The following is a 22,495-nucleotide window of genomic DNA, read 5'->3' on the forward strand; positions in this document are numbered from 1 at the left end:
GCCAGCGCCCGTGAATGCGTCAACGAAAGCAGATTCGCGCGCTCATGCCTCGATGCCGAGCGGCGCGAGCACCTTGCGCATGCGCTCGATCGCGAGCGCCGGATCGCGCAGCAGACGCGCCTGATCCGCGAGCCGGAACACATCCGCGAGATAGGCGGGCGGGCGCATGCCGTGATGTCCGCCCGGCATGAAGAAGTGATCCTGAAAGCCGTTCAGATACGCGAGAAAGACCACGCCCGTCTTGTAGTACTGCGTCGGTGCGCGAAAAATGTGGCGCGACAGCGGGACGGTCGGCGACAGCAACGCATGAAAGGTGTCGAGATCGTCGTTTGCGAGTGCGGCGAGCGCCTGCGACGCCGCTGGCGCGATCGCATCGAAAATGCCGAGCAGCGCGTGCGAAAAGCCGTGCTCGTCGCCGGCGATGAGACTCGGATAGTTGAAGTCATCGCCCGTGTACATCTTCACCGATGACGGCAGGCTTCGGCGAAACGCGATTTCCTTCGCGTCGTCGAGCAGCGAGATCTTGATGCCGTCCACCTTCCCGACGTTCTCGCCGATCACGTCGAGGCACACGCGCGCCGCGCCTCGATGATCGTCCGCGCCCCAGTAGCCTTCGAGCTCGGGATCGAACATCTCGCCGAGCCAGTGAAGGATCACCGGCTGATCGCACATCGCGAGCACCTCCCGATAGACGCGCCGGTAATCGTCCGGCGTTCGCGCGACTTTTGCGAGCGCGCGGCTCGCCATCAGAATGACGCGGCCGCCCACGCGTTGCACGGCTTCGAGTTGCTGCCCGTAGGCGCGGATGACTTCATCGCACGTCGAGATATCGCGCGGCGCGACATGATCCGTGCCGCAACCGGACGCGATGCGCGCGCCGGGAATGTCGCGCGTGCCCGCGATCGTGCGCGTGATCAGTTCGAGCGCGCTCGGCCACGGCAAGCCCATGCCGCGTTGCGCGGTATCCATCGCTTCGGCGATACCCAAGCCTTGCTGCAACAGATAGCGCCGATAGTCGAGCGTGCGCGCCCAGTCGATGGCGGGCGTGCCGTTCAGTTCGACCGCGCGCAACGGATCCGCGACGACGTGCGCCGCCGAATACGCGATGCGGTTGAAGGGCGCGGCGGGCGTGCGTACGTCGAGCGGCACGCCTTGCAGACGATATGTCTCGAGTGTGCCGGATGCGGTCGGGAGCCTGATGGTCGAGTTCATGTCGGATCAGTATTTGGTGACGAGCAGGCCGCCGTCGACACGGATGGCCTGGCCAACGCTGTAGGGCAATCCGCCGGTGGCGAGCGTGCGCACGGCGACGGCCACTTCCTGCGGCGTGCCCCAGCGATTGATGGCGGTGAGACCTTGCTCCATTTGCTGGTCGTAGCGTTCCTTCGACGGCGCGGTCATCTCGGTCGCGATGAGTCCCGGCTGCACTTCATACACGCCGATGCCGTGCGGCGCGAGCCGCAGCGCGAACAACGTGTTCGCCATCGAAAGCCCGGCCTTCGATACGCAGTATTCGCCGCGCAACGGCGACGCCGCGACTGCATTCGACGACGTGATCGTGATGACGCTCGGATGCGCCGCGACGCTCGCGCGCGTTCGAGCCAGCATGTGCTTCGCGAACGTCTGCATGAGAAAGAACGTGCCGCGCGTATTGACCGTCATGCAGCGGTCGAAACTTTCCGGCGTGACGTCGAGCAGATCGCCGCGCGACATGACCGAGACGCCCGCGTTGTTCACGAGGCAGTCGATCGTGCTTTCGAGCCGCGCTTCGATATCGAGCAGCATCGGGCGATGGCTGTCGATATCGGCGAGATCGTTGATGACGGCGATGGCGCGCGCGCCGCTTGCCTCGACATCGCGCACGGCCTGATCGAGTTCATCGGATGCGGCGATATCGGTGAGGGCGATATCGAAGCCCGCGCATCCGAGTTCGATGGCGATCGCGCGTCCGATGCCGCGCCGGCTGCCCGTGACGAGCGCAATGGGCCGCGCGCTCACAGCGATGCTCCGTTCGCGACGAGATCGCGCGCGATGATCGTGCGCTGAATCTGATTGGTGCCTTCGTAGATCTGCGTGATCTTCGCGTCGCGATACAGCCGCTCCACTTCATAGCCGCGAATGTAGCCGCTGCCGCCGAATATCTGCACCGCGTTCGCGCTGTGCTTGACGGCGGTGTCGCCCGCGAAGCATTTCGCCATCGAACAGGCGATGCTGGCGCGGTCGCCCGTATCGAGACGCTCGGCCGCGTCGTGCACGAGCAGGCGCGCGGCCTGAATGTCTTTCGCCATGTCGGCGAGCATCCACTGCACGCCCTGAAATTCGGCGATATGGCTGCCGAACTGCTTGCGCGTCTGCGCATAGTCGAGCGCGGCTTCGAGCCCCGCCTGCGCGATGCCGACCGCCAGCGCCGCGATGCCGACACGGCCCTTGTCGAGCACGCTCATCATGATGTGAAAGCCGCGTCCTTCTTCGCCGAGCAATGCATCGTGACGCAGCTTCACGCGATCGAAATGCAGCTCGCCCACTTGCGACGCGCGCTGGCCCATCTTGTGTTCCTTCGGTCCCTTCGACACGCCTTCGAGATCGCAATCGACGATGAAGATGCTCATGCCGCGCTTGCCCGCGGCGGGATTCGTGCGCGCGAGCACGAACGCGACATCCGCGACGGGCGCGTTGTGAATCCACAGCTTCGCGCCGTTCAGCTCCCAGCCGTCGGCGGTGCGCGTGGCCGTGGTGCGAATGCCGGAGACGTCGGTGCCCGCATCGGATTCGGTGATGCAGTACGCGGGCCGCAGCGCCGCGCGCAACAACGGCTCCATGTACTGCGCGCGCTGCGCCTCGGTGCCGTGCACGCTCAGCAACGTGCCGACGAGTTCGAGCAGGCCGCATTGATCCGCCACCGACGAATAGCCGCGCGACAGTTCTTCCATGACGAGCGCGTACGCGGCGGCATCGAGACCCGCGCCGCCGAATGCTTCCGGCACCGTGATGCCGAAAAGCCCGAGCTCGCCCATCTGCCGATAAACCTCCGCCGGAAAGCGCTCTTCGCGGTCGAGTTCTTCCGCCAGCGGACGGATGACTTCCTGCGCGAAGCGGCGCGTCGTGTCGCGAATCTGTTGATGTGTTTCCGAGAGTTTCATGCCGTCTCCGATCGATATGAAAAGGCCCGCAATTTGCATTCGGCCGACCCGTTCAGATAAACCCGAGCGCCTCGCAGAAGACCTTGAATTACGTGGTTTCGTGTGCCGGCATTCGCAGCAAGTAACCATCTGGTGGGTTATTTAAGACCAACGAAACGCCGCTGTCAACGTGTTTCGCGGCCGATGAAAACGGAGGATGACTTGAGCAAGTGGATGCAGGCCGCCGACGCGGTGCTCGCGCAACCCGAGGCGCGTTTCCTTGGCGACCGGGCACTCGCGCGCTCTGACGATCGTTCGTGCGCTCGGCATCGGTGATGGCAAGGGCAGCGGGCTAGGCCGCCTGGCTCACGAGGGAAGGGTCAGGCGTGTGAGCGGCTTCTCGCGGCCGCATAAGCGGCGCGAACGCATTCGCTATTTGCGGATGGTCCGCAGCACCGTGTCGATGTTGAAGGCGAGGCGCGCATCGAGCGCTTCCTTCTCCATGAAGTCGAAGTCGAAGATCAGCCCGCTCGTAAAACGGTTGGTCAGATAGTAGTAGCTGATGCCGGCCATCGTGATGTGCAGTTGCCGCGGATCGATGCCGCTGCGAAATGCGCCCGATGCGACGCCGCGATCGAGGATGCGCTGCAGCATCGACGTGAAGTTCTGATGGAGTTCCATGAAGCGCGCGGACTTCTTCACGTGACGAGCCTTGTGAAGATTTTCGTTGCTGACGAGGTTCAGGAATTCCGGATGACGAAGGTAGTGGTTCCAGGTATGCGTGACGAGGGCGGCGATCGCATCCTCGGGTGACAGATGATCGAGATCGAGTTTTTGCTCGGCGGAACGGATGTCGGCGTAGACATCCTCCAGCACCTCGAGGAACAGGTTCTCCTTACTGCCGAAGTAGTGATAGATCATCCGCTTGTTGGACTTCGCGCGGGCCGCAATGGCTTCGACGCGAGCGCCATCGAGACCGAGTTTCGCGAACTCCTTCTTCGCCGCTTCGAGAATGCGGGCGCGTGTGACTTCGGGATCGCGCTGTCTGGGTTGGCGAGTGGCGGTAGCCTTCGTGGCTTTGGCGGATTTCGCGGCCGCTTTTTCTGGCGTGGTCGCAATGGTCATGGGGTTCTCATGCACAGAAGTCCGGGAGCCGGCCAATGCCGGCGGTCTGGCGACGACTATAAACCAAAACGTTCGTCTTAAGAGAGTAACCGGGTAGTGCATGGAATGAGGCAGACAGGGTGACGACGAGTGAATCGAAAGCAGCCCTGAAGCTTGCGCGCGAGGCGATACGCACCGCGATGTATATCGACGGCAGGCATCACGCGAACGCGGAGTGCGAATTCATCGCGCGCAAGCGTTCAGGCCATGGCGTGCCGGTGGCGGCGACGGCGCGCCCGCGGCCGCACGTCGATGCGGCCACGCTCTCCAACGTCAAACTTCGCTGCGCTTCAGAAGATAATCGAGACCGCCTGCGCGGAACCATCGATAGCCATACGGCTCCAGCACGACCGTATGCTGTCCCTTCGCATCGCCCTGACTATGATCGTCGGATAACAGATTGACCAGCACGTCGTTCTCTCCAGCGCCGAGGCCGACCCGAAACTTCACGGTGCACGCCGCGGCGCTGAAGTTATGCAGGCAGACCACCGAGTTGTTTCGCCAGTCGTAACGCAGCGCAAGCACGTCGTCGCGCGATGCCTTCAGAATCGCGAAGTCGCCCCAGCTTATCTCGGGCACTTCCTTGCGCATCCGGATCATTCTCTCCATCCAGTTCAGCAGCGAGTCCGGATCGCGGCGCTGGCTCGCGACGTTCACACGTTCGTAGCCGTAGGGTCCGCCAGAAATCACCGGGCAAACGGGACGCGCGTGCTTCGTGAAACCGGCATGCGGCTCCGTCGACCATTGCATCGGCGTTCGCACGCTTTCGCGCTCGGGCAGGCGCAGGTCGTCGCCCATGCCGATCTCATCGCCGTAGCGCACGACGGGCGTGCCCGGCAGCGTCAGCATCAGACTGTACGCAAGCTCGAGCCGATGACGATCTCCGTCGAGCATCGGTGCAAGACGACGGCGAATGCCGCGCTTGTACAGTTGCATGTCCGGCTCCGGGGCGAACGCCGCGAACACGGCTTCGCGCTGCGCGGGCGATAGACGGCCAAGATCGAGTTCATCGTGGTTTCGCAGGAATACGCCCCACTGCGCGGTTGCGGCGCGCGATTTCGTCGCGTCGAGCGCGTTCTTCAGAGGCGTGGCGTCGGCGCACGCGAGCGCATGAAACGTGTTCTGATTGACCTGGAAGTTGAACATCATCTGCAATCGCTCGCCCGCGTCGCCGAAGTATTTCATGTCGGTGTCGGGCAGCACGTTCGCCTCCGCGAGAATGATCGCGTCGCCCTGACGCCATTGCAGGAACTCGCGAAACATACGCAGCATGTCGTACTGCTCAACGGGCCGCTTCACCTGTGCGCCCTTGGCGGCGATGACGAACGGCACCGCATCCATGCGAAAGCCCGAAACGCCGAGCTGAATCCAGAAGCCCCTGATCTTCAGCAACTCCGCCTGCACGAACGGATTGGATGTATCGAGGTCGGGCTGAAACTCGTAGAAGCGGTGGAAGTACCACATGGCCGCTTCCTTGTCGTAAGTCCACGTCGTCTTTTGCACGCCGGGGAAGACCACGCCGTCCTTCGCGTTGGCCGGCCGCTTCTTCGACCAGACGTACCAGTCGCGATATTTCGAATCGGGATCGCGCCGCGCCTCACGGAACCACGGATGCTGATCCGACGTGTGATTCACGACGAGATCGATCATCACGCGCAACCCGCGTTGACGGCACGCGTGCGTGAACTCCGCGAAGTCGCCGAGCGAGCCGTATCGCGGATCGACGTTGTAGTAATCGCTGATGTCATAGCCGTTGTCGCGGCCAGGCGACGGCTGGAACGGCATCAGCCAGATGGTGGTGATGCCGAGCCCCTGAAGATAGTCGAGCCGCCGCAGCAAGCCCTGAAAGTCGCCGACGCCATCGCCGTTCGCGTCCATGAACGTGCCGACGGACAGGCAATAGATGATCGCGTTCTTGTACCAGAGGTCGTTGACCATACCGATCGCGTGAAGTCGATGAAGGGCGAACCGGGACGGTGCGCCCCTGCATTGCTTATTACATATGCTTATTGCTTCTTCGCGGCATCGACCTTCGCTTCGGCCGCTTTCTTGTTCGCGTCGTTCTGGGCTTCGACCTTGTTTTCATCGGCCTTGGCCTGCGCTACGTTCGCATCGTGGGCGGCGTCCTGCTTCTTCCTGTCGGCCTTCGCCTGGGCATCGTGCATCTTCTTGTTGGCCTTGCTCTGCGCGTTGGCCGCGTCGTTTCGCGCGCCCGATGCCTCCGCAGCCGTGGTCGCCTTCGCGCCCTTGGCGGCCTTCTTGTCGGCATCGGCCTGAGCGGAAGCCTTGTCTTCGTCCGCCGATGCCTGTGCCTTGGCCGCATCGCTCCGAGCTTCGGCCTTCTTCTTGTTCGCCGTCGCCTGCTCCTCCATCTTTTCGCTGTTTGCCTTCATTTGAGCCTTTTGCGCGTCCGAGGCATCTGCGGCGACTGCCGCGTGCTGAAACGCCGTCGTGGCGAGGAGTGTGGACGCGATAACAGCGATGAGCTTTTTCATGATCGATATCTCCTGTACATCTGTTTTTGAATGACTGCTCCCGACGCGGCGGGCTAACGGCATCGCCGATCAATGAAGTTCGCTTCAGAGTTCCGGGGGCACGTTGCGATACGTTGCGTCGTCCCGCTCGAAGCGTTGCCAATAGGGCGGCCGGCTGTAGTACCGGTGAATCGAGTCGGCCCACGAGCGATCTGCCATCGATGGCCACGCATCCTTGTCGAAGCCGGGCGCGCTCTTCACTTGTTCCGTGGTCGCTGAAATCCGAAAGCACTTGTTGTTGGTATCCAGCGTCAAGGCGCTCCATGGAATCGCGAGCAGCTTGTCGCCGATCCCAAGGAAGCCGCCGCTCGAAAGGACCGCATACGCGATGCGTCCGGATGTGACGTCGAGCATGATCTCCTTGATCTTGCCGACATCGTCTCCATCGGAACTCAGTACGTTGTTTCCATCCAGCGTGCTCGCGGCCATGACGTCGGGGCCCGGACCATCCGCGGTCTCGGCGCCTTTCCCGACAATGTTCATCTGGCTTGTATCGACTGACATGATTTGTCTCCCAATGAGCCGACGTTCGACATCGGCATGTCGTTATCGACGCAAAGAACGTTCCGCATATTGGGAGACTTGCTTTCGTACGACCGTCGGATGTTTTGCGACTGGATGCTTCTCAGTTCGCCGCGGGACGGACCGTTGCAGTCAGTGCTCCAGTCAGCGTGCCGTCACGCGAATGAGCCTTGCTGCCGGACCTCGATTGATGGGCGCGTCTGCGCGATCAGCGGCGACGCGCCACTTCGGGAACGTGCCGGAGCTGTCGACTTGCCACGCATCACCCGCTTCATCGACGTAGATCGCGCTCGCGCTTCCCTTGGCAGCCGATGTCCTGCGCGCACGCGGCGCATCGCGTTCGAATGACCGGCTGCCCAGCTCGTTGAAGACCGTCGCAAGCGGGCGGTCTGCCTGACCCGACTCGCTGAGCGGAGCGGCGTGCGGTCCTGCGGGCGCGCGCAGCACTGCTTCGGCAGGCTTGCGACCAGCGAGGATCGCGGAGAGCAGCGCCGACGGACCAGTCCAGGCCGATGCTTCGGAAACCTTATCGTCTGCACGCTTCGCGGATGCCGCGCCCGGTGAATCGAGCGTGAGCGGCTCGCTCGCGTTGTCGATCTGCACGACGAGGATGACGTGCCAGTCGTCCGGCGTGTTCCTGTAGCGCGGCGCGAGCGACACGAGACGCATGCGCGCGATGTCGAAGCCCGCGTCGCGCAGCAGCAGATATTTGGCGACGGCGAAATCCTTGCACACGCCGCTTTCGATGAAGAACCGCGCCGGCGCGTAGTAGCTGCCATCGGTTCCGTCGCGGTAGCGGATCTCGTTGACGAGCGCGTCGGCGAGCAGCGCGGCGGAGCGATCGCCGGTCTTTGCGCGCGCGGCCTTGACCTGCGCAACGAGCCGAGTCCATCCGGCGGGTTCGCGCATCTGATGGATGCGCAGCGCTTCGCGCAGGCGCTGCACGCGGCCGATCGCATCCGATGAGGGCTCGAGCTTGCTGTCGGCAAGGGGCAAGAGAAAGATCAGGTCGCCGACCTGCGCGAGTTCCGGGCGCATCTTGCGGTTGGCTTCCCACCATGTGCCGGTGCGCAGGCGCTCGATGCCGGCTTTGAGCGCGTGAGGCGTGGCCGTATCGTCAGGAACCGCGACATGCGCGCCGGATGCGGCTACGTTCGCTGCGCCCGCGACGACGGGCAAAAGCAGCGCGGCTGCCAGCGAGCACTGGAGAAAGCAGACAAGCAGTCGGGCGAGTGGCATGGGCGGACTCCTGACAACCGTACCGCGCGCCAATGCGCCCGGTGACTGGAAGCCGCTCATGCTGTTCGTATCGATGGCAACGCGGGCTTTGAACCGACATTGCATGCGACGTGCCAATTTTCAGTGGCACCCCAGATCGTTGATTAGACGAGACATTGCGATCGTGAACGGGAATGCCGCAAGTCCGCGGTGATGCCCGCCGACCAACTGCCGCGCGATATCTGTTGCCGTCGCGCGGACATTCCGGGCGCGCGCGCATAGACGTGGCGGCCAATCTGGCCCCGTCATCCATTCACGATAATTAATCCAAACCGAAATTTTTAATAACTTTCCCTTATATTTTTTCTCGCGCACGATGCTCACACTGTCCACTCTCGATACCACTTGGAGGAAAGCGCGGACGTAGCAGGAAACGACGGCACACCTCGATCGCGTGCCCGTCGAGCGAAATCGTTGCCTCAATACACGCGCCACTCGCGCGCGTCAATCGGCTTTCCCCCTGCACGCCCGTCTCGCAAACAAACCTGACGCATCGGCTTTTCAGCACGACATCAAGCGCCGAACGAGCGCAATGACACATAACGGAGACAGACATGGTGAGCGCAGATACGACGGTGGCCGGGCAGTCGCACGGGCGTCGTCAGAACAGGTGGGTGCAGTTGGTCATCGGCATCGTCTGCATGGGGCTGGTCGCCAATTTCCAGTATGCGTGGACGTTGTTCGTCATGCCGATGGACGCAAAGCACCATTGGGGGCAAGCGGCGATTCAAACCGCCTTCACGATCTTCATCGTGACCGAAACGTGGCTCGTGCCTGTCGAAGGCTGGCTCGTCGATAAATTCGGACCGCGCCCGGTGGTGATGGGCGGCGCGATCTTCGCTGCGATCGGCTGGATCATCGACGCCCATGCCACCACGCTCATGCATTTGTACATCGCCGCAGTCGTTGCGGGCATCGGTGCCGGCTGCGTGTACGGTACATGCGTCGGCACGGCGCTCAAGTGGTTCCCGGACAAGCGCGGTCTCGCGGCGGGCCTGACCGCTGCTGGCTTCGGCGCGGGCGCGGCTGTCACGGTGATTCCGATCTCGAACATGATCCAGAGCTCAGGCTACGAGCGTGCGTTCATGTTCTTCGGCATTCTGCAAGGCGCCGTCATATTCGTGCTGGCGCTGTTGCTCGTGCGGCCGAATCCGCCGAAAGGCATCGTGCCGGCCAAGCGCATCGTGGCGACCAAGATCGACTACACGACCGGACAGATGGTGCGAGCGCCCATCTTCTGGGTGCTCTATGCGATGTTCGTCGCGGTGGCGGCGGGCGGTGTGATCGCCACTGCGCAATTCGGGCCGATCGCCAAGGAATACGGCTTCGCAAGTTTGCCAGTGAGTCTGTTCGGCGCGACCTTGCCGCTGCTCGCGATGACCTTGTCCATCGACAATCTGTGCAACGGCTTCACGCGCCCGCTATGCGGTTTCATCTCGGACAAGATCGGTCGCGAGAACACCATGTTCATCATCTTCCTGGGCGAAGGCGTCGCGCTGCTGGGGTTGATGCAGTTCGGGCAGAACCCCTACATGTTCATGCTGTTCGCGGCGCTGACCTTCCTGTGTTGGGGCGAGATATTCTCGATCTTCCCGGCGACCTGCGCGGACACCTTCGGCAGCAAGTACGCCGCCGCCAATGCAGGAACGCTATACACGGCCAAGGGCACGGCTTCGATGATGGTGCCGCTCGCGTCGGTGCTCGCGTCGCTCGGTTCATGGAACGCCGTGTTCATCGCTACCGCGATCACGTCGATCGCGGCGGGCGTGTGCGCGAAGTTCGTACTCGCGCCAATGCGTCGCCGATGGATAGAGAACACGGTCACGCAGGCTTCGCCGCAGTCCTATATCGACTTGCCCTTCCAGACCGACTGGACGGACGCGCCGAGCAAGTCGTCGACGCGATGAATCCCGCCTGCTGATACCGAAGCGACGCGTTTCAAGCGCACGCTGTCGCGCGTCATCCGCAAGAGCTGCGCATTCGATTTGAAAAAAGAAAGGCCGCGTGACAGATGTCCGCGGCCTTTCTTTCTTTAGCGGTGCCGCGCCTGATCTGATGATCGTCAGCGCCTTGACACCGAAACATCTCATCTAAGGGTTCATCCCGATCCTGAACAGCAAACTAAGCTTTGACAAATTCTGTATCTAGTATCTAGTATCTAGTATATCACCAACATAACCGGCCCTCTGGGGGAGACAAATGGCAGACGTACTCGAGGCAAGAACACAGGAAGCCGCCGAAGTTCAGGCGCCGCAATTGACCGACGGTTTCCATCTCGTCATCGACGCGTTGAAGCTGAACGACATCGATACGATCTTCGGCCTCGTCGGGATTCCCATCACCGACCTCGCGCGACTCGCTCAGGCCGAAGGCATGCGTTTCATCGGCTTTCGCCATGAGCAGCATGCGGGCAACGCAGCCGCGATCGCGGGCTACATGACGCAGAAGCCGGGCATCTGCCTGACGGTGTCGGCACCGGGCTTCCTGAACGGACTCACGGCGCTCGCCAACGCGACCACCAATTGCTTCCCGATGATCCTGATCAGCGGTTCGAGCGAGCGTGAAATCGTCGATCTGCAGCAGGGCGATTACGAAGAGATGGATCAGCTGAACGCGGCGAAGCCGTATGCGAAGGCCGCCTATCGCGTGCTGCATGCGGAGGACATCGGCATCGGCATCGCGCGTGCGATCCGCGCGGCCGTGTCGGGCCGTCCGGGCGGCGTGTATCTCGATCTGCCCGCCAAGCTGCTGTCGCAGACGATGGACGCGCTCAAGGGCCAGCAATCGCTCATCAAGGTGGTCGATGCCGCGCCGCGTCAGTTGCCGTCGCCGGATTCGGTGAAGCGCGCGCTCGACGTCATCAAGGGTGCGAAGCGTCCGCTGATCCTGCTGGGCAAGGGCGCAGCGTATGCGCAGGCCGACGCGCAGATTCGCGAACTGGTGGAGAAGAGCGGCATCCCGTATCTGCCGATGTCGATGGCCAAGGGCCTGCTGCCGGACACGCATGCGCAATCGGCGTCGGCTGCGCGGTCGTTCGTGCTGCAGGAAGCGGACTGCGTCGTGCTGATCGGCGCGCGTCTGAACTGGCTGCTCGCGCATGGCAAGGGCAAGACGTGGGGCTCGGCGCCGAAGAAGTTCGTGCAGATCGATATCTCGCCGACCGAAATCGACAGCAATGTCGCGATCGCCGCACCGCTGATCGGCGACATCGGCTCGTGCGTGGCGGCGCTCGTCGAGGGCATCGGCGCTGATTTCCCGAAGCCGTCCGTCGAATGGACGGGCGCGATCAACGAGCGCAAGAACAAGAACCTGGAGAAGATGGCCGCGACGCTCGCGAAGAATCCGTCGCCGATGAACTTCCACAGCGCGCTGCGCGCCATTCGCGACGTGTTGAAGACGCGCCCGGACATCAATGTCGTCAACGAAGGCGCGAATACGCTCGACTATGCGCGCAGCATCATCGACATGTACGAGCCGCGCAAGCGCTTCGATTCCGGAACGTGGGGAATCATGGGCATCGGCATGGGCTTCTCGATCGGCGCCGCGGTGACGAGCGGCAAGCAGGTCGTCGCGATCGAAGGCGATAGCGCGTTCGGCTTCAGCGGCATGGAACTCGAAACCATCTGCCGATACGACTTGCCCGTCTGCACCATCGTGTTCAACAACAACGGCGTGTATCGCGGCACCGATGTGAATCCGACCGGCGGCAAGGACGTCGCGCCGACCGTGTTCGTGAAGAACGCACGCTACGACAAGATGATCGAGGCATTCGGCGGCATCGGCTACAACGCGACGACGCCCGAAGAGCTCACGCATGCGCTCGAAGAAGCGATCAAGTCGGGCAAGCCGACGCTCATCAACGCAGTGATCGACGAAACGGCCGGCACGGAGAGCGGTCGCCTGACGAATCTGAACCCGCAAAGCGCGGCATCGAAAAAGTAACCAAGACTAGCCACCCAGGAGAAATTCGTGAGCAAGAAACCACTCGAAGGCATCAAGATCATCGACTTCACGCACGTTCAGGCGGGTCCCGCATGCACGCAGATGCTGGCCTGGTTCGGCGCCGATGTCATCAAGGTCGAGCGTCCCGGTTCCGGCGACGTCACGCGTAACCAGCTGCGCGACATTCCGGATGCGGATGCGCTGTACTTCACCATGCTCAACAGCAACAAGCGCTCGTTGACGCTCGATACGAAGCAGCCCGAAGGCAAGGAAGTGCTCACGAAGCTCATCAAGGAATCGGACGTGCTGGTCGAGAATTTCGGGCCGGGTGCGCTGGACCGGATGGGCTTCTCCTGGGAGAACATCAGCAAGCTGAATCCGAAGATGATCGTGGCGTCCGTCAAGGGCTTCAGCGACGGCCATCACTACGACGATCTGAAGGTCTACGAAAACGTCGCGCAATGCGCGGGCGGCGCGGCATCGACGACGGGCTTCTGGGACGGCCCGCCGACCATCAGCGCGGCGGCGCTCGGCGACAGCAACACCGGCATGCACCTCGCGATCGGCATTCTCACGGCGATCATCGGCCGCCAGCAAACGGGCAAGGGACAGAAAGTCGCCGTGTCGATGCAGGACAGCGTGCTCAATCTGTGCCGCGTGAAGCTGCGCGATCAGCAGCGTCTCGATCGCGTCGGCTATCTCGAGGAATATCCGCAGTATCCGCACGGCACGTTCAGCGACGTCGTGCCGCGCGGCGGCAATGCGGGCGGCGGCGGTCAGCCGGGCTGGGTGCTCAAGTGCAAGGGCTGGGAAACCGATCCGAACGCCTACATCTACTTCACGATTCAGGGGCACGCATGGGCGCCGATCTGCCGCGCAATCGGCAAGGAACAATGGATCGAGGACCCGGACTACATGACGGCCGAAGCGCGCCAGCCGCATATTTTCGATATCTTCGGCAAGATCGAAGAATGGCTCGCCGACAAGACCAAGTTCGAAGCGGTCGATATCCTGCGCAAGTTCGATATTCCGTGCGCGCCGGTGCTGACGATGAAGGAACTCGCTAACGATCCGTCGTTGCGTGCGAGCGGTTCCATCGTCGAGGTCGATCACAAGGTGCGCGGCAAATATCTCACGGTCGGCAGCCCGATCAAGTTCTCGGACCTGAAGCCGGAGATCACGGGCTCGCCGCTGCTCGGCGAACATACCGAAGAAGTGCTGCTCGAACTCGGCTATAGCAAGGAGCAGGTAGCGCAAATGAAGGAAGCGCGAGCTGTCTGACGCGCTTGAAAAGGTAACCGCTGCCGTCCACGAAAGCCCAAGACGGCAGCGGCCCTTCAGAAATCAGTCTCGATCGATACCCAAGCATGGACGACACAATGACCCCCACGATCGACTACGAACAACTCGTCAATGCGATCGGCGATGCCGTGATCGTTTCGGATGCGAGCGGCGCGATTACGCTATGGAATCCGGCGGCGCAACGCATGTTCGGCTTCACCCAGAGCGAAGCTTTGGGGCAGTCGCTCGATCTGATCATTCCGGAGCGCCTGCGCGGTCGTCATTGGGACGGCTATCACAAGACGATGGCGACCGGCGAGACGCGCTATGGGCACGATCTGCTCAAGGTTCCCGCCGTCGATAAGGCCGGACGCGCGATGTCGATAGCGTTCACCGTCGCGCTGCTGCATTCGCCGCAAGGCGAGCTGACCGGTATCGTCGCGATCATCCGCGATGAAACGGCGCGGTTTCAGGAAGAGCGTGCGCTCCGCAAGCGTATCGCCGAACTGGAGGCGAAAGTCGACGCCTGATGATTCAGCGATTCAAAGTATAAAAAGCACCATAGAGATAACGGCTCGCGTCCGCGCAACAAAAGGCGCATGAACGCAGCTCAAGGACGAAGCGGCCACCCATCCCACCGGCCGCTTCGCTCGATGCCCGTATACGCGGCTGACCGACCAGACACTGACCATTATTCGTATCTCGCGCCAGCTTTCTCGCTGATGCGAGGTTCGGCATGCTCGCCAGCCGAATGCAGGCGCGCGCCACTGAAGAATTGAAACCGTCGATTGGGAATTTAGTCATGCCAATGATGATTGCTGTGCCACGGGAACGCTTTCCCGGGGAGCGTCGCGTCGCGTTGACGCCGGAAGTAGTCGGGCATCTGCTGAAGCTCGGATTTGAAGTGAGCGTCGAGGCCGGCGCGGGTGAGCTTGCCGCATTCTCCGACGATGCCTATCGCGCTGCGGGTGCGCGAATCGTGGAGAATGCGCCGTCGCTCTATGCGGACGCGGATATCGTCGTGAAAGTGCGTGCGCCTTCCATTGCGCCCGTGGGCGATGAAGTCGAGTTGCTGCGCGAAGGATCGACGCTCATCAGTTTCATCTGGCCGGCGCAGAACGAAGCGTTGTTGACGCGCCTCTCTGCGCGCAACGTCACCGTGCTCGCGATGGACTGCGTGCCGCGCATCTCGCGCGCTCAAAAGCTCGATGCGTTGAGTTCGATGGCCAACATGGCGGGCTATCGCGCGGTCATCGAAGCGGCGCACCAGTTCGGCCGCGGCTTCATGGGACAGATCACGGCGGCGGGCAAGATCGCGCCCGCGAAAGTGATGGTGATCGGCGCGGGCGTCGCGGGATTGGCGGCGATCGGCGCGGCGCGCAGTCTCGGCGCGATCGTCCGTGCTTTCGATACGCGGCCCGAAGTGCGGCAGCAGGTGGAAAGCATGGGCGCCGAGTTTCTCGAACTGGACTACGTCGAGGACGGCAGCGGCAGCGGCGGCTACGCGAAAGAGATGAGCGCCGAATTCATCGCGGCTGAAATGGCGCTGTTCGCCGCGCAGGCAAAAGACGTCGACGTCATCGTGACGACCGCGCTGATTCCGGGCAAGCCCGCGCCGAAACTGATCACCGCCGACATGGTGCGCAGCATGCGCCAAGGCAGCGTGATCGTCGACATGGCGGCGGAGCAGGGCGGCAACTGCGAGCTGACGCGGCCGGGCGAGGCGGCATCGATCGAAGGCGTCACGATCGTCGGCTATACGGATCTGCCATCGCGCATGGCAACGCAATCGAGCCAGTTGTACGGCACCAATCTGCGGCATCTTCTGACCGATCTGACGCCGCAGAAGAACGGCGAAATCACGCTCGATACCGATGACGAAGTGATGCGCGGCGTCACCGTCGTGCTGCGCGGCGAGGTGAAATGGCCGCCGCCCAAGAAGCCGGAGCCCGCGATTGCGCCGCCCGCTGCCGCAAAGCCCGCTGCAACGATTGCCGTGACCATCGAACAGAAGCGTCGCGCGGGATGGATCGGCGTGGCCGGGCTCGTCATCGCGGCTGCGTTGCTTGCCGCGCTCGGCGCCGTTGCGCCGCCTGCGTTCGTCGCGCACTTCACGGTGTTCGTGCTGGCGATCTTCGTCGGCTTTCAGGTCGTGTGGAATGTGACGCCCGCCTTGCACACGCCGCTGATGAGCGTGACCAACGCGGTCAGCGGAATCATCGTGACGGGGGCGCTGCTGCAGGTCGGCACGCCGGATCATCTGGTCGCGATTCTCGCGGGCCTCGCGATCCTCGTCGCGACAATCAATATCGCTGGCGGCTTTCTCGTCACTCAACGCATGCTGAACATGTTCCAGCGCTAAGGAGATCGACATGCAAACTGGAATCGGAAGCATCGCCTATCTGGCGGCGAGTGTGCTGTTCATCCTGAGCCTGCGCGGGCTCAGTCATCCATCGACGGCGCGGCGCGGCAATCTCTATGGCGTCGCCGGCATGGCCATCGCGATCGTCACCACGCTCTGGCTCAACGGCGGGGAAGCGTTGCCGGCCGTCGCCGCGCTGATGGCGATCGGCATCGCGGGCGGCGCGATCCTCGCGCGGCGCGTCGAGATGACGCAAATGCCGCAACTCGTCGCGGCATTGCACAGCTTCGTGGGTCTCGCGGCCGTGCTGGTCGCCATTGCGAGCTACCTGTCGCCGGCAGCCGGCGCGGAATCGGACAGCGCGGCGCAGTCGGTCCACAACGTGGAGATCTATCTCGGCGTGTTCATCGGCGCGGTAACGTTCACGGGGTCCATCGCCGCGTTTCTGAAGTTGCAGGGCGTGGTAGGCGGCAAGCCGTTGCTGCTGCCGATGCGGCACACGCTGAATCTCGTCGGCGTGTTCGCGTGCATCGCGCTCGGCTATGTGTTCCTGACAGCGCCCGACGCCGATGTGGGCATCAGCTCGCTCTTGACGATGACCGTCATCGCCGCGCTGATCGGCGTGCATCTGGTGATGGCGATCGGCGGCGCGGACATGCCGGTGGTCGTGTCGATGCTGAACAGCTATTCGGGCTGGGCCGCCGCCGCGACGGGTTTCATGTTGAGCAACGATCTGCTGATCGTGACCGGCGCGCTGGTCGGGTCGAGCGGAGCGATTCTGAGCTACATCATGTGCCGCGCGATGAACCGCAAGTTCCTCTCCGTGATTCTCGGCGGATTCGGCACGGCGACCTCGACCGCTTCGAAGACGATCGAGGGTGAAGTCGCGCCGGTCACGGTCGATGAAGTCGGCTCGCTGCTGCGCGATGCGTCGGAAGTCGTCATCGTGCCCGGTTACGGCATGGCGGTCGCGCAGGCTCAGGCGACGATCAGCGAGATCACGAAGAAGCTGCGCAGCAAGGGCGTGAACGTGCGATTCGGCATTCATCCGGTGGCGGGCCGCTTGCCGGGGCACATGAACGTGCTGCTCGCGGAGGCGAAGGTGCCCTACGACATCGTCCTCGAGATGGACGAGATCAACGACGACTTTTCCAACACGGATGTCGTGCTGGTGATCGGCGCAAACGACATCGTGAATCCCGGCGCGCTGGAGGATCCCGGCAGTCCCATCGCCGGGATGCCCGTGCTCGAAGTGTGGAAGGCGCGCACCGTGGTCGTGTCCAAACGAAGCATGGCGGCAGGCTACGCCGGCGTCGACAATCCGCTCTTCTATAAGGAAAACACGCGGATGCTCTTCGGCGATGCGAAGGGCAGTGTCGATGCGTTGCTCAGTCATCTTGGCGCTTGAGATAGGGGTCTAAACGATGAAGATCTGTGTGTATGGCGCCGGAGCGATCGGTGCATATATGGGCGCGCAACTGGCGTCGGCGGGCGCGGACGTGAGCTTCGTTGCGCGCGGTCCGCATCTCGCGGCGATGCAGGAAAACGGTGTACGGCTGCAAATCGATGGCGGGGAACGTGTCGTCAAGGTCAGATGCGCGCCGGATCCGCGCGAGCTGGGTCCGCAAGACTACGTGATCATCGCGTTGAAAGCGCATTCGGTGCCGGGCGTCGTCGGCCAGATCCAGACTTTGCTCGGACCAGAGACGGCTATCGTCACGGCCGTCAACGGCATTCCGTACTGGTACTTCTACAAGCATGGCGGCGAGCTGGAAGGCTCCACGCTCGACAGCATCGATCCCGGCGCGAAGCAATGGAACGCGCTCGGACCGGAGCGTGCGATCGGTTGTGTCGTGTATCCGGCGGCGGAAGTCGTCGCGCCGGGCGTGATTCGCCATGTGTACGGCAAGAAGTTCCCCATCGGCGAACCGAATGGAGCGCGCAGCGAGCGCGTTCAGAAGCTGCATGAAATCATGAGCGCGGCGGATCTGGATGCGCCCATTCGGGAGCGTATTCGCGATGAAATCTGGCTGAAGCTCTGGGGCAACCTCTGCTTCAATCCGATCAGCGCATTGACTCATGCAACGCTCGATGTCATTACGAGCAATCCGGCCACGCGCGCCGTGTCGAAAGCGATGATGCTGGAGGCGAAAGCGATCGCGGATCGCTTCGACGTGCATTTCCGTGTCGATGTCGAAAGACGTATCGACGGTGCGGGTGCGGTCGGCGCGCACAAGACGTCGATGCTCCAGGATCTCGAGGCCAACCGGCCGATGGAAATCGATCCGCTCCTTACCGTTGTCCAGGAAATGGGGCGTCTCGTCGGGCAGGCGACACCGACGATCGATACGGTGCTCGCGCTCATCAAGCTGCGAGGACAGATGGCAGAGCCTTCGCTTCAATCGGCGGGACAATCGACCCCCGTGGCCGAGAAGTCTTCGCGGACGGGCCTGGCAGCAGTAGCCAGCGCGTAATTGCAGCGTAGCGACACGTCGGGCAGGCGTGCCCGGCGTTTCAAGGCGCGAGTGCGTTCGAGAATCGCGGGTCGCCGAGATACGCGACATTGAAGCGAAACCACGGCGAAACGATGTTCGCGTGCGCGGAAAAAATCGTCCCCGGCGCGAGGATCACGTGCTTGCCGAGCATCTCCTTCGCGAACGCTATCGAATCGTCGTGCGCGGGCAAACGCGCCCATAGATAAAGACTCTGATCGCTGACCTTGAAGATGGTCGCGCCAAGACGCGTCAACGCTTCGACGCCCGTCGCCGTCGCGCGTTTGAGGCGGTCCTGCAAGCGGTTCGTGTGACGCAGAAAGTGTCCGTCGCCGACGATCGCATCGAGCGTGCGCTCGCAGTATTCGCTGCTGCTTACGTGCGTGAGCATCTTCACGTCGGCGAGATCGCTGGCGAGATCGGCATCGCAGGCGAGAAAGCCCACGCGCAGCGCCGCCGACACCGACTTCGAAAAGCTGCCGATATAAATCGTGCGCCGCAATTGATCCAGCGCGCTGATGCGCGTCGCCGAGCGCGGCTTGAGATCGGCGAGGGCGTCGTTCTCGACGACGATCAGATCGTGCGCTTCCGCCAGTTGCAGAACGCGGTGCGCCTTCGCCGCGCTGATGTCCGTCGCGGTCGGATTATGTCCGACCGATTGCGTGAAGAAGAGCCGCGGCCGATGCGTCTTGAGCCGCTCCTCCAGCGCCGCGATATCCGGCCCGTCGACCGCGCGCGGCACGCCGACGATATTCGCGCCCGACAGCTTCAGCTTGCCGAACAGCGCGTAATAGCCGGGATCGTCGACGAGCACGGTGTCGCCCGGGCGCACGAAGTAACGCACGACCATGTCCATCGCCTGATTCGCGCCGTGCGTGAGGACGATCTGTTGCGGCGCGGCTTCGATCTCATAGCCGGCGAGCTTTTGCTGCAGATGCTGACGCAAGGGCAGATAGCCGAAGCGGCTGCCGTAACGAAACAGCGACGCGACACCGGTTCGCACCACGCGCTGGTGGAAGTGATCGAGCCGCGTCTCTTCGAGCCATGCGACGGGCGGAAATCCCTCACCGAGATTGAGAAAGTCCGTCTTGCTCTGCAACTGTTCGCGCATGAGCCAGACCGAATCCATCGCGCGATCGAGCGTCGGCGCATCTTCGTCATGCTGCTGCGGCTTCGCCACGCTCGCGACGTAAAAGCCCGCGCCGCGTCGCGGCTCGATGAGACCGTTCGCCGTCAGCATGTCGAACGCGCTGATGACGGTGTTTTTTGCGCAGCCGTTCGCCTCAGCGTATTCCCTGATCGACGGGAGTTTGTCGCCCGCGCGCAGCACACCTTCGGTGATCTGTCTGGCGAGATTGTCCGCGAGTGTCGCAGACAGGCTCGGCTTCTCATGCCGCATCGTATCGACCTGTTCTGAAAATGATCCTGCTGTAATGGGTACAGCAAGGTCACTGTTTGTCGGAATTGTACCTTTGAAATGGGTACAGTCAGCCTATTATTCGCTCACCCGGTGCGTTGCTGCAAGCATCGAAAGCGAACACTCACGACACACATCCAGACAGAAGAGGAAGACACATGATCGATTCGAAGTTGCCGAACTTCCGCGCGATGTCGCCCGCGCAACGCCTCTCGCACATCGCGCAGGCAGCGGACCTCGACGACGCCGAGCACGCGCTCCTCGCGAAACCCGGCGCGCTGCCGCTCGAAACCGCGAACGGCATGATCGAAAACGTCGTCGGCACGTTCGAATTGCCGATGGCGGTGGCGGGCTACTTCCAGATCAACGGCCGCGACGTGCTGGTGCCGATGGCGGTCGAAGAGCCGTCGATCGTCGCCGCGGCGTCGTTCATGGCGAAGCTCTCGCGCGAGGCGGGCGGCTTTCGCACCTCCAGCACCGGGCCGTTGATGCGCGCGCAAGTGCAGATCGTCGGCGTGTCGGACCCGTATGGCGCGCGGCTTGCGATTCTCAAGCATCGCGACGAGCTGATCGAAATGGCGAACGCGCGCGACAAGGTGCTGATCGGTCTCGGCGGCGGCTGCCGCGACATCGAAGTGCACGTGTTTCCGGACACGCCGCGCGGCGCGATGATCGTCGCGCATCTGATCGTCGACGTGCGCGACGCAATGGGCGCGAACACCGTCAACACGATGGCCGAAACCGTCGCGGGCCGCATGGAGGAAATCACGGGCGGCAAGGTGCGTCTGCGCATCCTGTCGAATCTCGCGGATCTGCGCCTCGCGCGCGCGCAGGTTCGCTACAGTGCGGCCACGCTGCAAACGAAGGAATACGCGGGCGAGGACGTGATCGCCGGCGTCGTCGATGCGTATCTGTTCGCGGCGATCGATCCGTACCGCGCCGCCACGCACAACAAGGGCATCATGAACGGGATCGATCCGGTGATCGTCGCGACGGGCAACGACTGGCGCGCGGTCGAGGCGGGCGCGCACGCGTACGCGAGCCGCGGCGGGCGCTATACGTCGCTGACGACGTGGGAAGTGGCGAACGACGGCGACCTCGTCGGCACGATCGAAATGCCGATGCCCGTCGGACTCGTCGGCGGCGCGACGAAGACGCATCCGCTCGCGCGTCTCGCGTTGAAGATCATGAACGTGGGCTCGGCGCAGGAACTCGGCGAGATCGCCGTCGCGGTCGGTCTCGCGCAGAACATGGGCGCGTTGCGTGCGCTCTCGACGGAGGGCATCCAGCGCGGCCACATGGCGCTGCACGCGCGCAACATCGCGCTGGCAGCGGGCGCGAGTGGAACGGATATCGACTGGGTCGTGAAGAAGATGGTCGCCGCGCGCAACGTGAGCGTCGATTACGGCATGAGTCTTCTGCAAGGGCCGCGCGATGAATGAGCTGCCGAAGCGCGTACGCATCGTCGAAGTCGGTCCGCGCGACGGCTTGCAGAACGAGCCGTCGCCCGTATCGGCCGATGTGAAGGCCGAACTCATCGAGCGCCTGATCGATGCGGGCGTGCGCTATGTCGAAGCGGCCTCGTTCGTATCGCCGAAATGGGTGCCGCAAATGGCCGATGGCGCGCACGTGCTCGAACGCGTGCGCGACAAGGCGTGCGCCACGCACACGACGCTCGCCGCGCTCGTGCCGAACATGAAGGGCCTCGACGCCGCGCTCGCATCGCATGTCGATGAAATCGCGGTCTTCGCGGCGGCATCCGAATCGTTCTCGCAGAAGAACATCAACTGTTCGATCGACGAAAGCATCGCGCGCTTCGAACCGGTGATCGCGGCGGCGCGCGAGGCGAACGTACGCATTCGCGGCTATGTATCCTGCGTGCTCGGATGCCCGTTCGAAGGCGAGATTGCGCCGCAAGCCGTCGCGCGCGTCGCAAGGAAGCTCTTCGACATGGGCTGCTACGAGATCAGTCTCGGCGATACCATCGGCGCGGGCACGCCGCTAAAAACCCAGGCGATGCTCGACGCGTGCATCGAACACATTCCCGTCGATGCGCTCGCCGGTCACTTCCACGATACGTGGGGCATGGCCGCCGCGAACGTGCACGCGGCGCTGCAACGCGGCGTCGCGGTGTTCGATGGCTCGGTATCGGGCATCGGCGGATGTCCGTATTCGCCGGGCGCGACGGGCAACGCCGCAACGGAGGACATCGTCTATTTGTGCGAGGGCATGGGCATCGAGACGGGCGTCGATCTGAACGGACTTGTGCAAGCGGGCGCATTCATTTCGACGGCATTGAAGCGCGAAACGTCATCGCGCGTGGCGCGCGCACTCGAGGCCAAGCGTCAGGGACAAGAAGAGCAGTGCATCTGATCACTCCATTC

18 protein-coding genes are annotated in these 22,495 nt (G+C 62.9%); 9 read left to right on the plus strand and 9 right to left on the minus strand.

What is annotated here, in order from left to right:
* Positions 1-42 precede the first annotated feature (42 nt).
* The 8 genes from NCS67_RS29060 to NCS67_RS29095 all read right to left on the minus strand — a co-directional run bounded on the left by NCS67_RS29060 (position 43) and on the right by NCS67_RS29095 (position 8,578).
* Positions 43-1,212, minus strand: a complete 1,170-nt coding sequence (locus tag NCS67_RS29060; RefSeq protein WP_250437631.1) for a dihydrodipicolinate synthase family protein — start codon at positions 1,210-1,212, stop codon at positions 43-45.
* Positions 1,213-1,218: 6 nt separating this feature from the next.
* The gene (locus NCS67_RS29065) at positions 1,219-1,998 is read right to left on the minus strand and encodes a 3-ketoacyl-ACP reductase (RefSeq protein ID WP_008346475.1); all 780 of its coding nucleotides are present in this window, start codon (positions 1,996-1,998) and stop codon (positions 1,219-1,221) included.
* Positions 1,995-3,140 carry an acyl-CoA dehydrogenase family protein gene (locus NCS67_RS29070; protein WP_250437632.1) on the minus strand — a complete coding sequence of 382 codons (1,146 nt, stop codon included), beginning with the start codon at positions 3,138-3,140 and terminating at the stop codon, positions 1,995-1,997. Before NCS67_RS29070 ends, NCS67_RS29065 begins: the two co-directional genes overlap by 4 nt.
* A gap of 411 nt (positions 3,141-3,551) precedes the next feature.
* Positions 3,552-4,346, minus strand: a complete 795-nt coding sequence (locus NCS67_RS29075; protein WP_404989944.1) for a TetR/AcrR family transcriptional regulator — start codon at positions 4,344-4,346, stop codon at positions 3,552-3,554.
* A 210-nt stretch (positions 4,347-4,556) separates the two neighbouring features.
* Positions 4,557-6,221 (minus strand): alpha-amylase family protein, encoded by a 1,665-nt coding sequence (locus NCS67_RS29080; RefSeq protein ID WP_250437633.1) that lies wholly within the window; start codon positions 6,219-6,221, stop codon positions 4,557-4,559.
* Positions 6,222-6,289: 68 nt separating this feature from the next.
* Positions 6,290-6,778 carry a hypothetical protein gene (locus tag NCS67_RS29085; protein ID WP_008346481.1) on the minus strand — a complete coding sequence of 163 codons (489 nt, stop codon included), beginning with the start codon at positions 6,776-6,778 and terminating at the stop codon, positions 6,290-6,292.
* A gap of 84 nt (positions 6,779-6,862) precedes the next feature.
* Positions 6,863-7,321 (minus strand): PRC-barrel domain-containing protein, encoded by a 459-nt coding sequence (locus NCS67_RS29090; RefSeq protein ID WP_008346482.1) that lies wholly within the window; start codon positions 7,319-7,321, stop codon positions 6,863-6,865.
* A 162-nt stretch (positions 7,322-7,483) separates the two neighbouring features.
* Positions 7,484-8,578: a transglutaminase-like domain-containing protein gene (locus NCS67_RS29095; protein ID WP_250437634.1), complete on the minus strand. Its 1,095-nt coding sequence runs from the start codon at positions 8,576-8,578 to the stop codon at positions 7,484-7,486.
* 593 nt (positions 8,579-9,171) lie between these two features.
* Between NCS67_RS29095 and oxlT the strand changes: the two genes are divergently transcribed.
* The 7 genes from oxlT (at position 9,172) to NCS67_RS29130 (ending at position 18,676) form a co-directional block, all read left to right on the plus strand.
* Positions 9,172-10,524, plus strand: coding sequence for an oxalate/formate MFS antiporter (gene oxlT, locus NCS67_RS29100; RefSeq protein WP_250437635.1), 1,353 nt, complete (start codon positions 9,172-9,174; stop codon positions 10,522-10,524).
* A gap of 292 nt (positions 10,525-10,816) precedes the next feature.
* Entirely contained in the window at positions 10,817-12,559 is a 1,743-nt protein-coding gene (gene oxc / locus NCS67_RS29105; protein WP_175980183.1) for an oxalyl-CoA decarboxylase, read from the plus strand.
* A gap of 27 nt (positions 12,560-12,586) precedes the next feature.
* Entirely contained in the window at positions 12,587-13,840 is a 1,254-nt protein-coding gene (frc, locus tag NCS67_RS29110; protein WP_008346490.1) for a formyl-CoA transferase, read from the plus strand.
* Between the two features lie 98 nt (positions 13,841-13,938).
* Positions 13,939-14,370 carry a PAS domain-containing protein gene (locus NCS67_RS29115; protein ID WP_008346492.1) on the plus strand — a complete coding sequence of 144 codons (432 nt, stop codon included), beginning with the start codon at positions 13,939-13,941 and terminating at the stop codon, positions 14,368-14,370.
* Positions 14,371-14,642: 272 nt separating this feature from the next.
* Positions 14,643-16,202: a Re/Si-specific NAD(P)(+) transhydrogenase subunit alpha gene (locus NCS67_RS29120; protein WP_250437636.1), complete on the plus strand. Its 1,560-nt coding sequence runs from the start codon at positions 14,643-14,645 to the stop codon at positions 16,200-16,202.
* 10 nt (positions 16,203-16,212) lie between these two features.
* Positions 16,213-17,610: a Re/Si-specific NAD(P)(+) transhydrogenase subunit beta gene (pntB, locus tag NCS67_RS29125; protein ID WP_008346496.1), complete on the plus strand. Its 1,398-nt coding sequence runs from the start codon at positions 16,213-16,215 to the stop codon at positions 17,608-17,610.
* Between the two features lie 16 nt (positions 17,611-17,626).
* Positions 17,627-18,676 carry a 2-dehydropantoate 2-reductase gene (locus NCS67_RS29130; RefSeq protein ID WP_250437637.1) on the plus strand — a complete coding sequence of 350 codons (1,050 nt, stop codon included), beginning with the start codon at positions 17,627-17,629 and terminating at the stop codon, positions 18,674-18,676.
* Positions 18,677-18,716: 40 nt separating this feature from the next.
* On the opposite strand, the gene NCS67_RS29135 is transcribed toward NCS67_RS29130, so the two are convergent.
* Complete coding sequence (locus tag NCS67_RS29135) at positions 18,717-20,093, minus strand: aminotransferase-like domain-containing protein (RefSeq protein ID WP_250437638.1); 1,377 nt, start codon at positions 20,091-20,093, stop codon at positions 18,717-18,719.
* Positions 20,094-20,269: 176 nt separating this feature from the next.
* On the opposite strand from NCS67_RS29135, the gene NCS67_RS29140 reads away from it, so the two are divergent.
* Together NCS67_RS29140 and NCS67_RS29145 are read left to right on the plus strand one after the other, a co-directional pair.
* A complete protein-coding gene (locus NCS67_RS29140; protein ID WP_008346501.1) occupies positions 20,270-21,553 on the plus strand; it encodes a hydroxymethylglutaryl-CoA reductase, degradative in 1,284 nt (427 codons plus the stop codon).
* Positions 21,546-22,484, plus strand: coding sequence for a hydroxymethylglutaryl-CoA lyase (locus tag NCS67_RS29145; protein WP_250437639.1), 939 nt, complete (start codon positions 21,546-21,548; stop codon positions 22,482-22,484). The genes NCS67_RS29140 and NCS67_RS29145 overlap by 8 nt, the downstream gene beginning before the upstream one ends.
* The last annotated feature ends 11 nt before the right edge of the window (positions 22,485-22,495 follow it).

The sequence above is a fragment of the Caballeronia sp. ATUFL_F2_KS9A genome, assembly GCF_023630765.1.
Lineage (GTDB): Bacteria > Pseudomonadota > Gammaproteobacteria > Burkholderiales > Burkholderiaceae > Caballeronia > Caballeronia zhejiangensis.

Excerpts from the sequence above, each read along its gene's own strand:
- oxlT (WP_250437635.1), top strand. The coding sequence starts at position 9,172 with ATGGTGAGCGCAGATACGACGGTGGCCGGGCAGTCGCACGGGCGTCGT.
- NCS67_RS29145 (WP_250437639.1), top strand. The coding sequence starts at position 21,546 with ATGAATGAGCTGCCGAAGCGCGTACGCATCGTCGAAGTCGGTCCGCGC.
- NCS67_RS29130 (WP_250437637.1), top strand. The coding sequence starts at position 17,627 with ATGAAGATCTGTGTGTATGGCGCCGGAGCGATCGGTGCATATATGGGC.
- NCS67_RS29070 (WP_250437632.1), bottom strand. The coding sequence starts at position 3,140 with ATGAAACTCTCGGAAACACATCAACAGATTCGCGACACGACGCGCCGC.
- NCS67_RS29095 (WP_250437634.1), bottom strand. The coding sequence starts at position 8,578 with ATGCCACTCGCCCGACTGCTTGTCTGCTTTCTCCAGTGCTCGCTGGCA.
- NCS67_RS29080 (WP_250437633.1), bottom strand. The coding sequence starts at position 6,221 with ATGGTCAACGACCTCTGGTACAAGAACGCGATCATCTATTGCCTGTCC.
- NCS67_RS29090 (WP_008346482.1), bottom strand. The coding sequence starts at position 7,321 with ATGTCAGTCGATACAAGCCAGATGAACATTGTCGGGAAAGGCGCCGAG.
- oxc (WP_175980183.1), top strand. The coding sequence starts at position 10,817 with ATGGCAGACGTACTCGAGGCAAGAACACAGGAAGCCGCCGAAGTTCAG.
- NCS67_RS29115 (WP_008346492.1), top strand. The coding sequence starts at position 13,939 with ATGACCCCCACGATCGACTACGAACAACTCGTCAATGCGATCGGCGAT.
- NCS67_RS29085 (WP_008346481.1), bottom strand. The coding sequence starts at position 6,778 with ATGAAAAAGCTCATCGCTGTTATCGCGTCCACACTCCTCGCCACGACG.
- NCS67_RS29075 (WP_404989944.1), bottom strand. The coding sequence starts at position 4,346 with ATGCACTACCCGGTTACTCTCTTAAGACGAACGTTTTGGTTTATAGTC.
- NCS67_RS29120 (WP_250437636.1), top strand. The coding sequence starts at position 14,643 with ATGCCAATGATGATTGCTGTGCCACGGGAACGCTTTCCCGGGGAGCGT.
- NCS67_RS29135 (WP_250437638.1), bottom strand. The coding sequence starts at position 20,093 with ATGCGGCATGAGAAGCCGAGCCTGTCTGCGACACTCGCGGACAATCTC.
- NCS67_RS29140 (WP_008346501.1), top strand. The coding sequence starts at position 20,270 with ATGATCGATTCGAAGTTGCCGAACTTCCGCGCGATGTCGCCCGCGCAA.
- NCS67_RS29060 (WP_250437631.1), bottom strand. The coding sequence starts at position 1,212 with ATGAACTCGACCATCAGGCTCCCGACCGCATCCGGCACACTCGAGACA.
- pntB (WP_008346496.1), top strand. The coding sequence starts at position 16,213 with ATGCAAACTGGAATCGGAAGCATCGCCTATCTGGCGGCGAGTGTGCTG.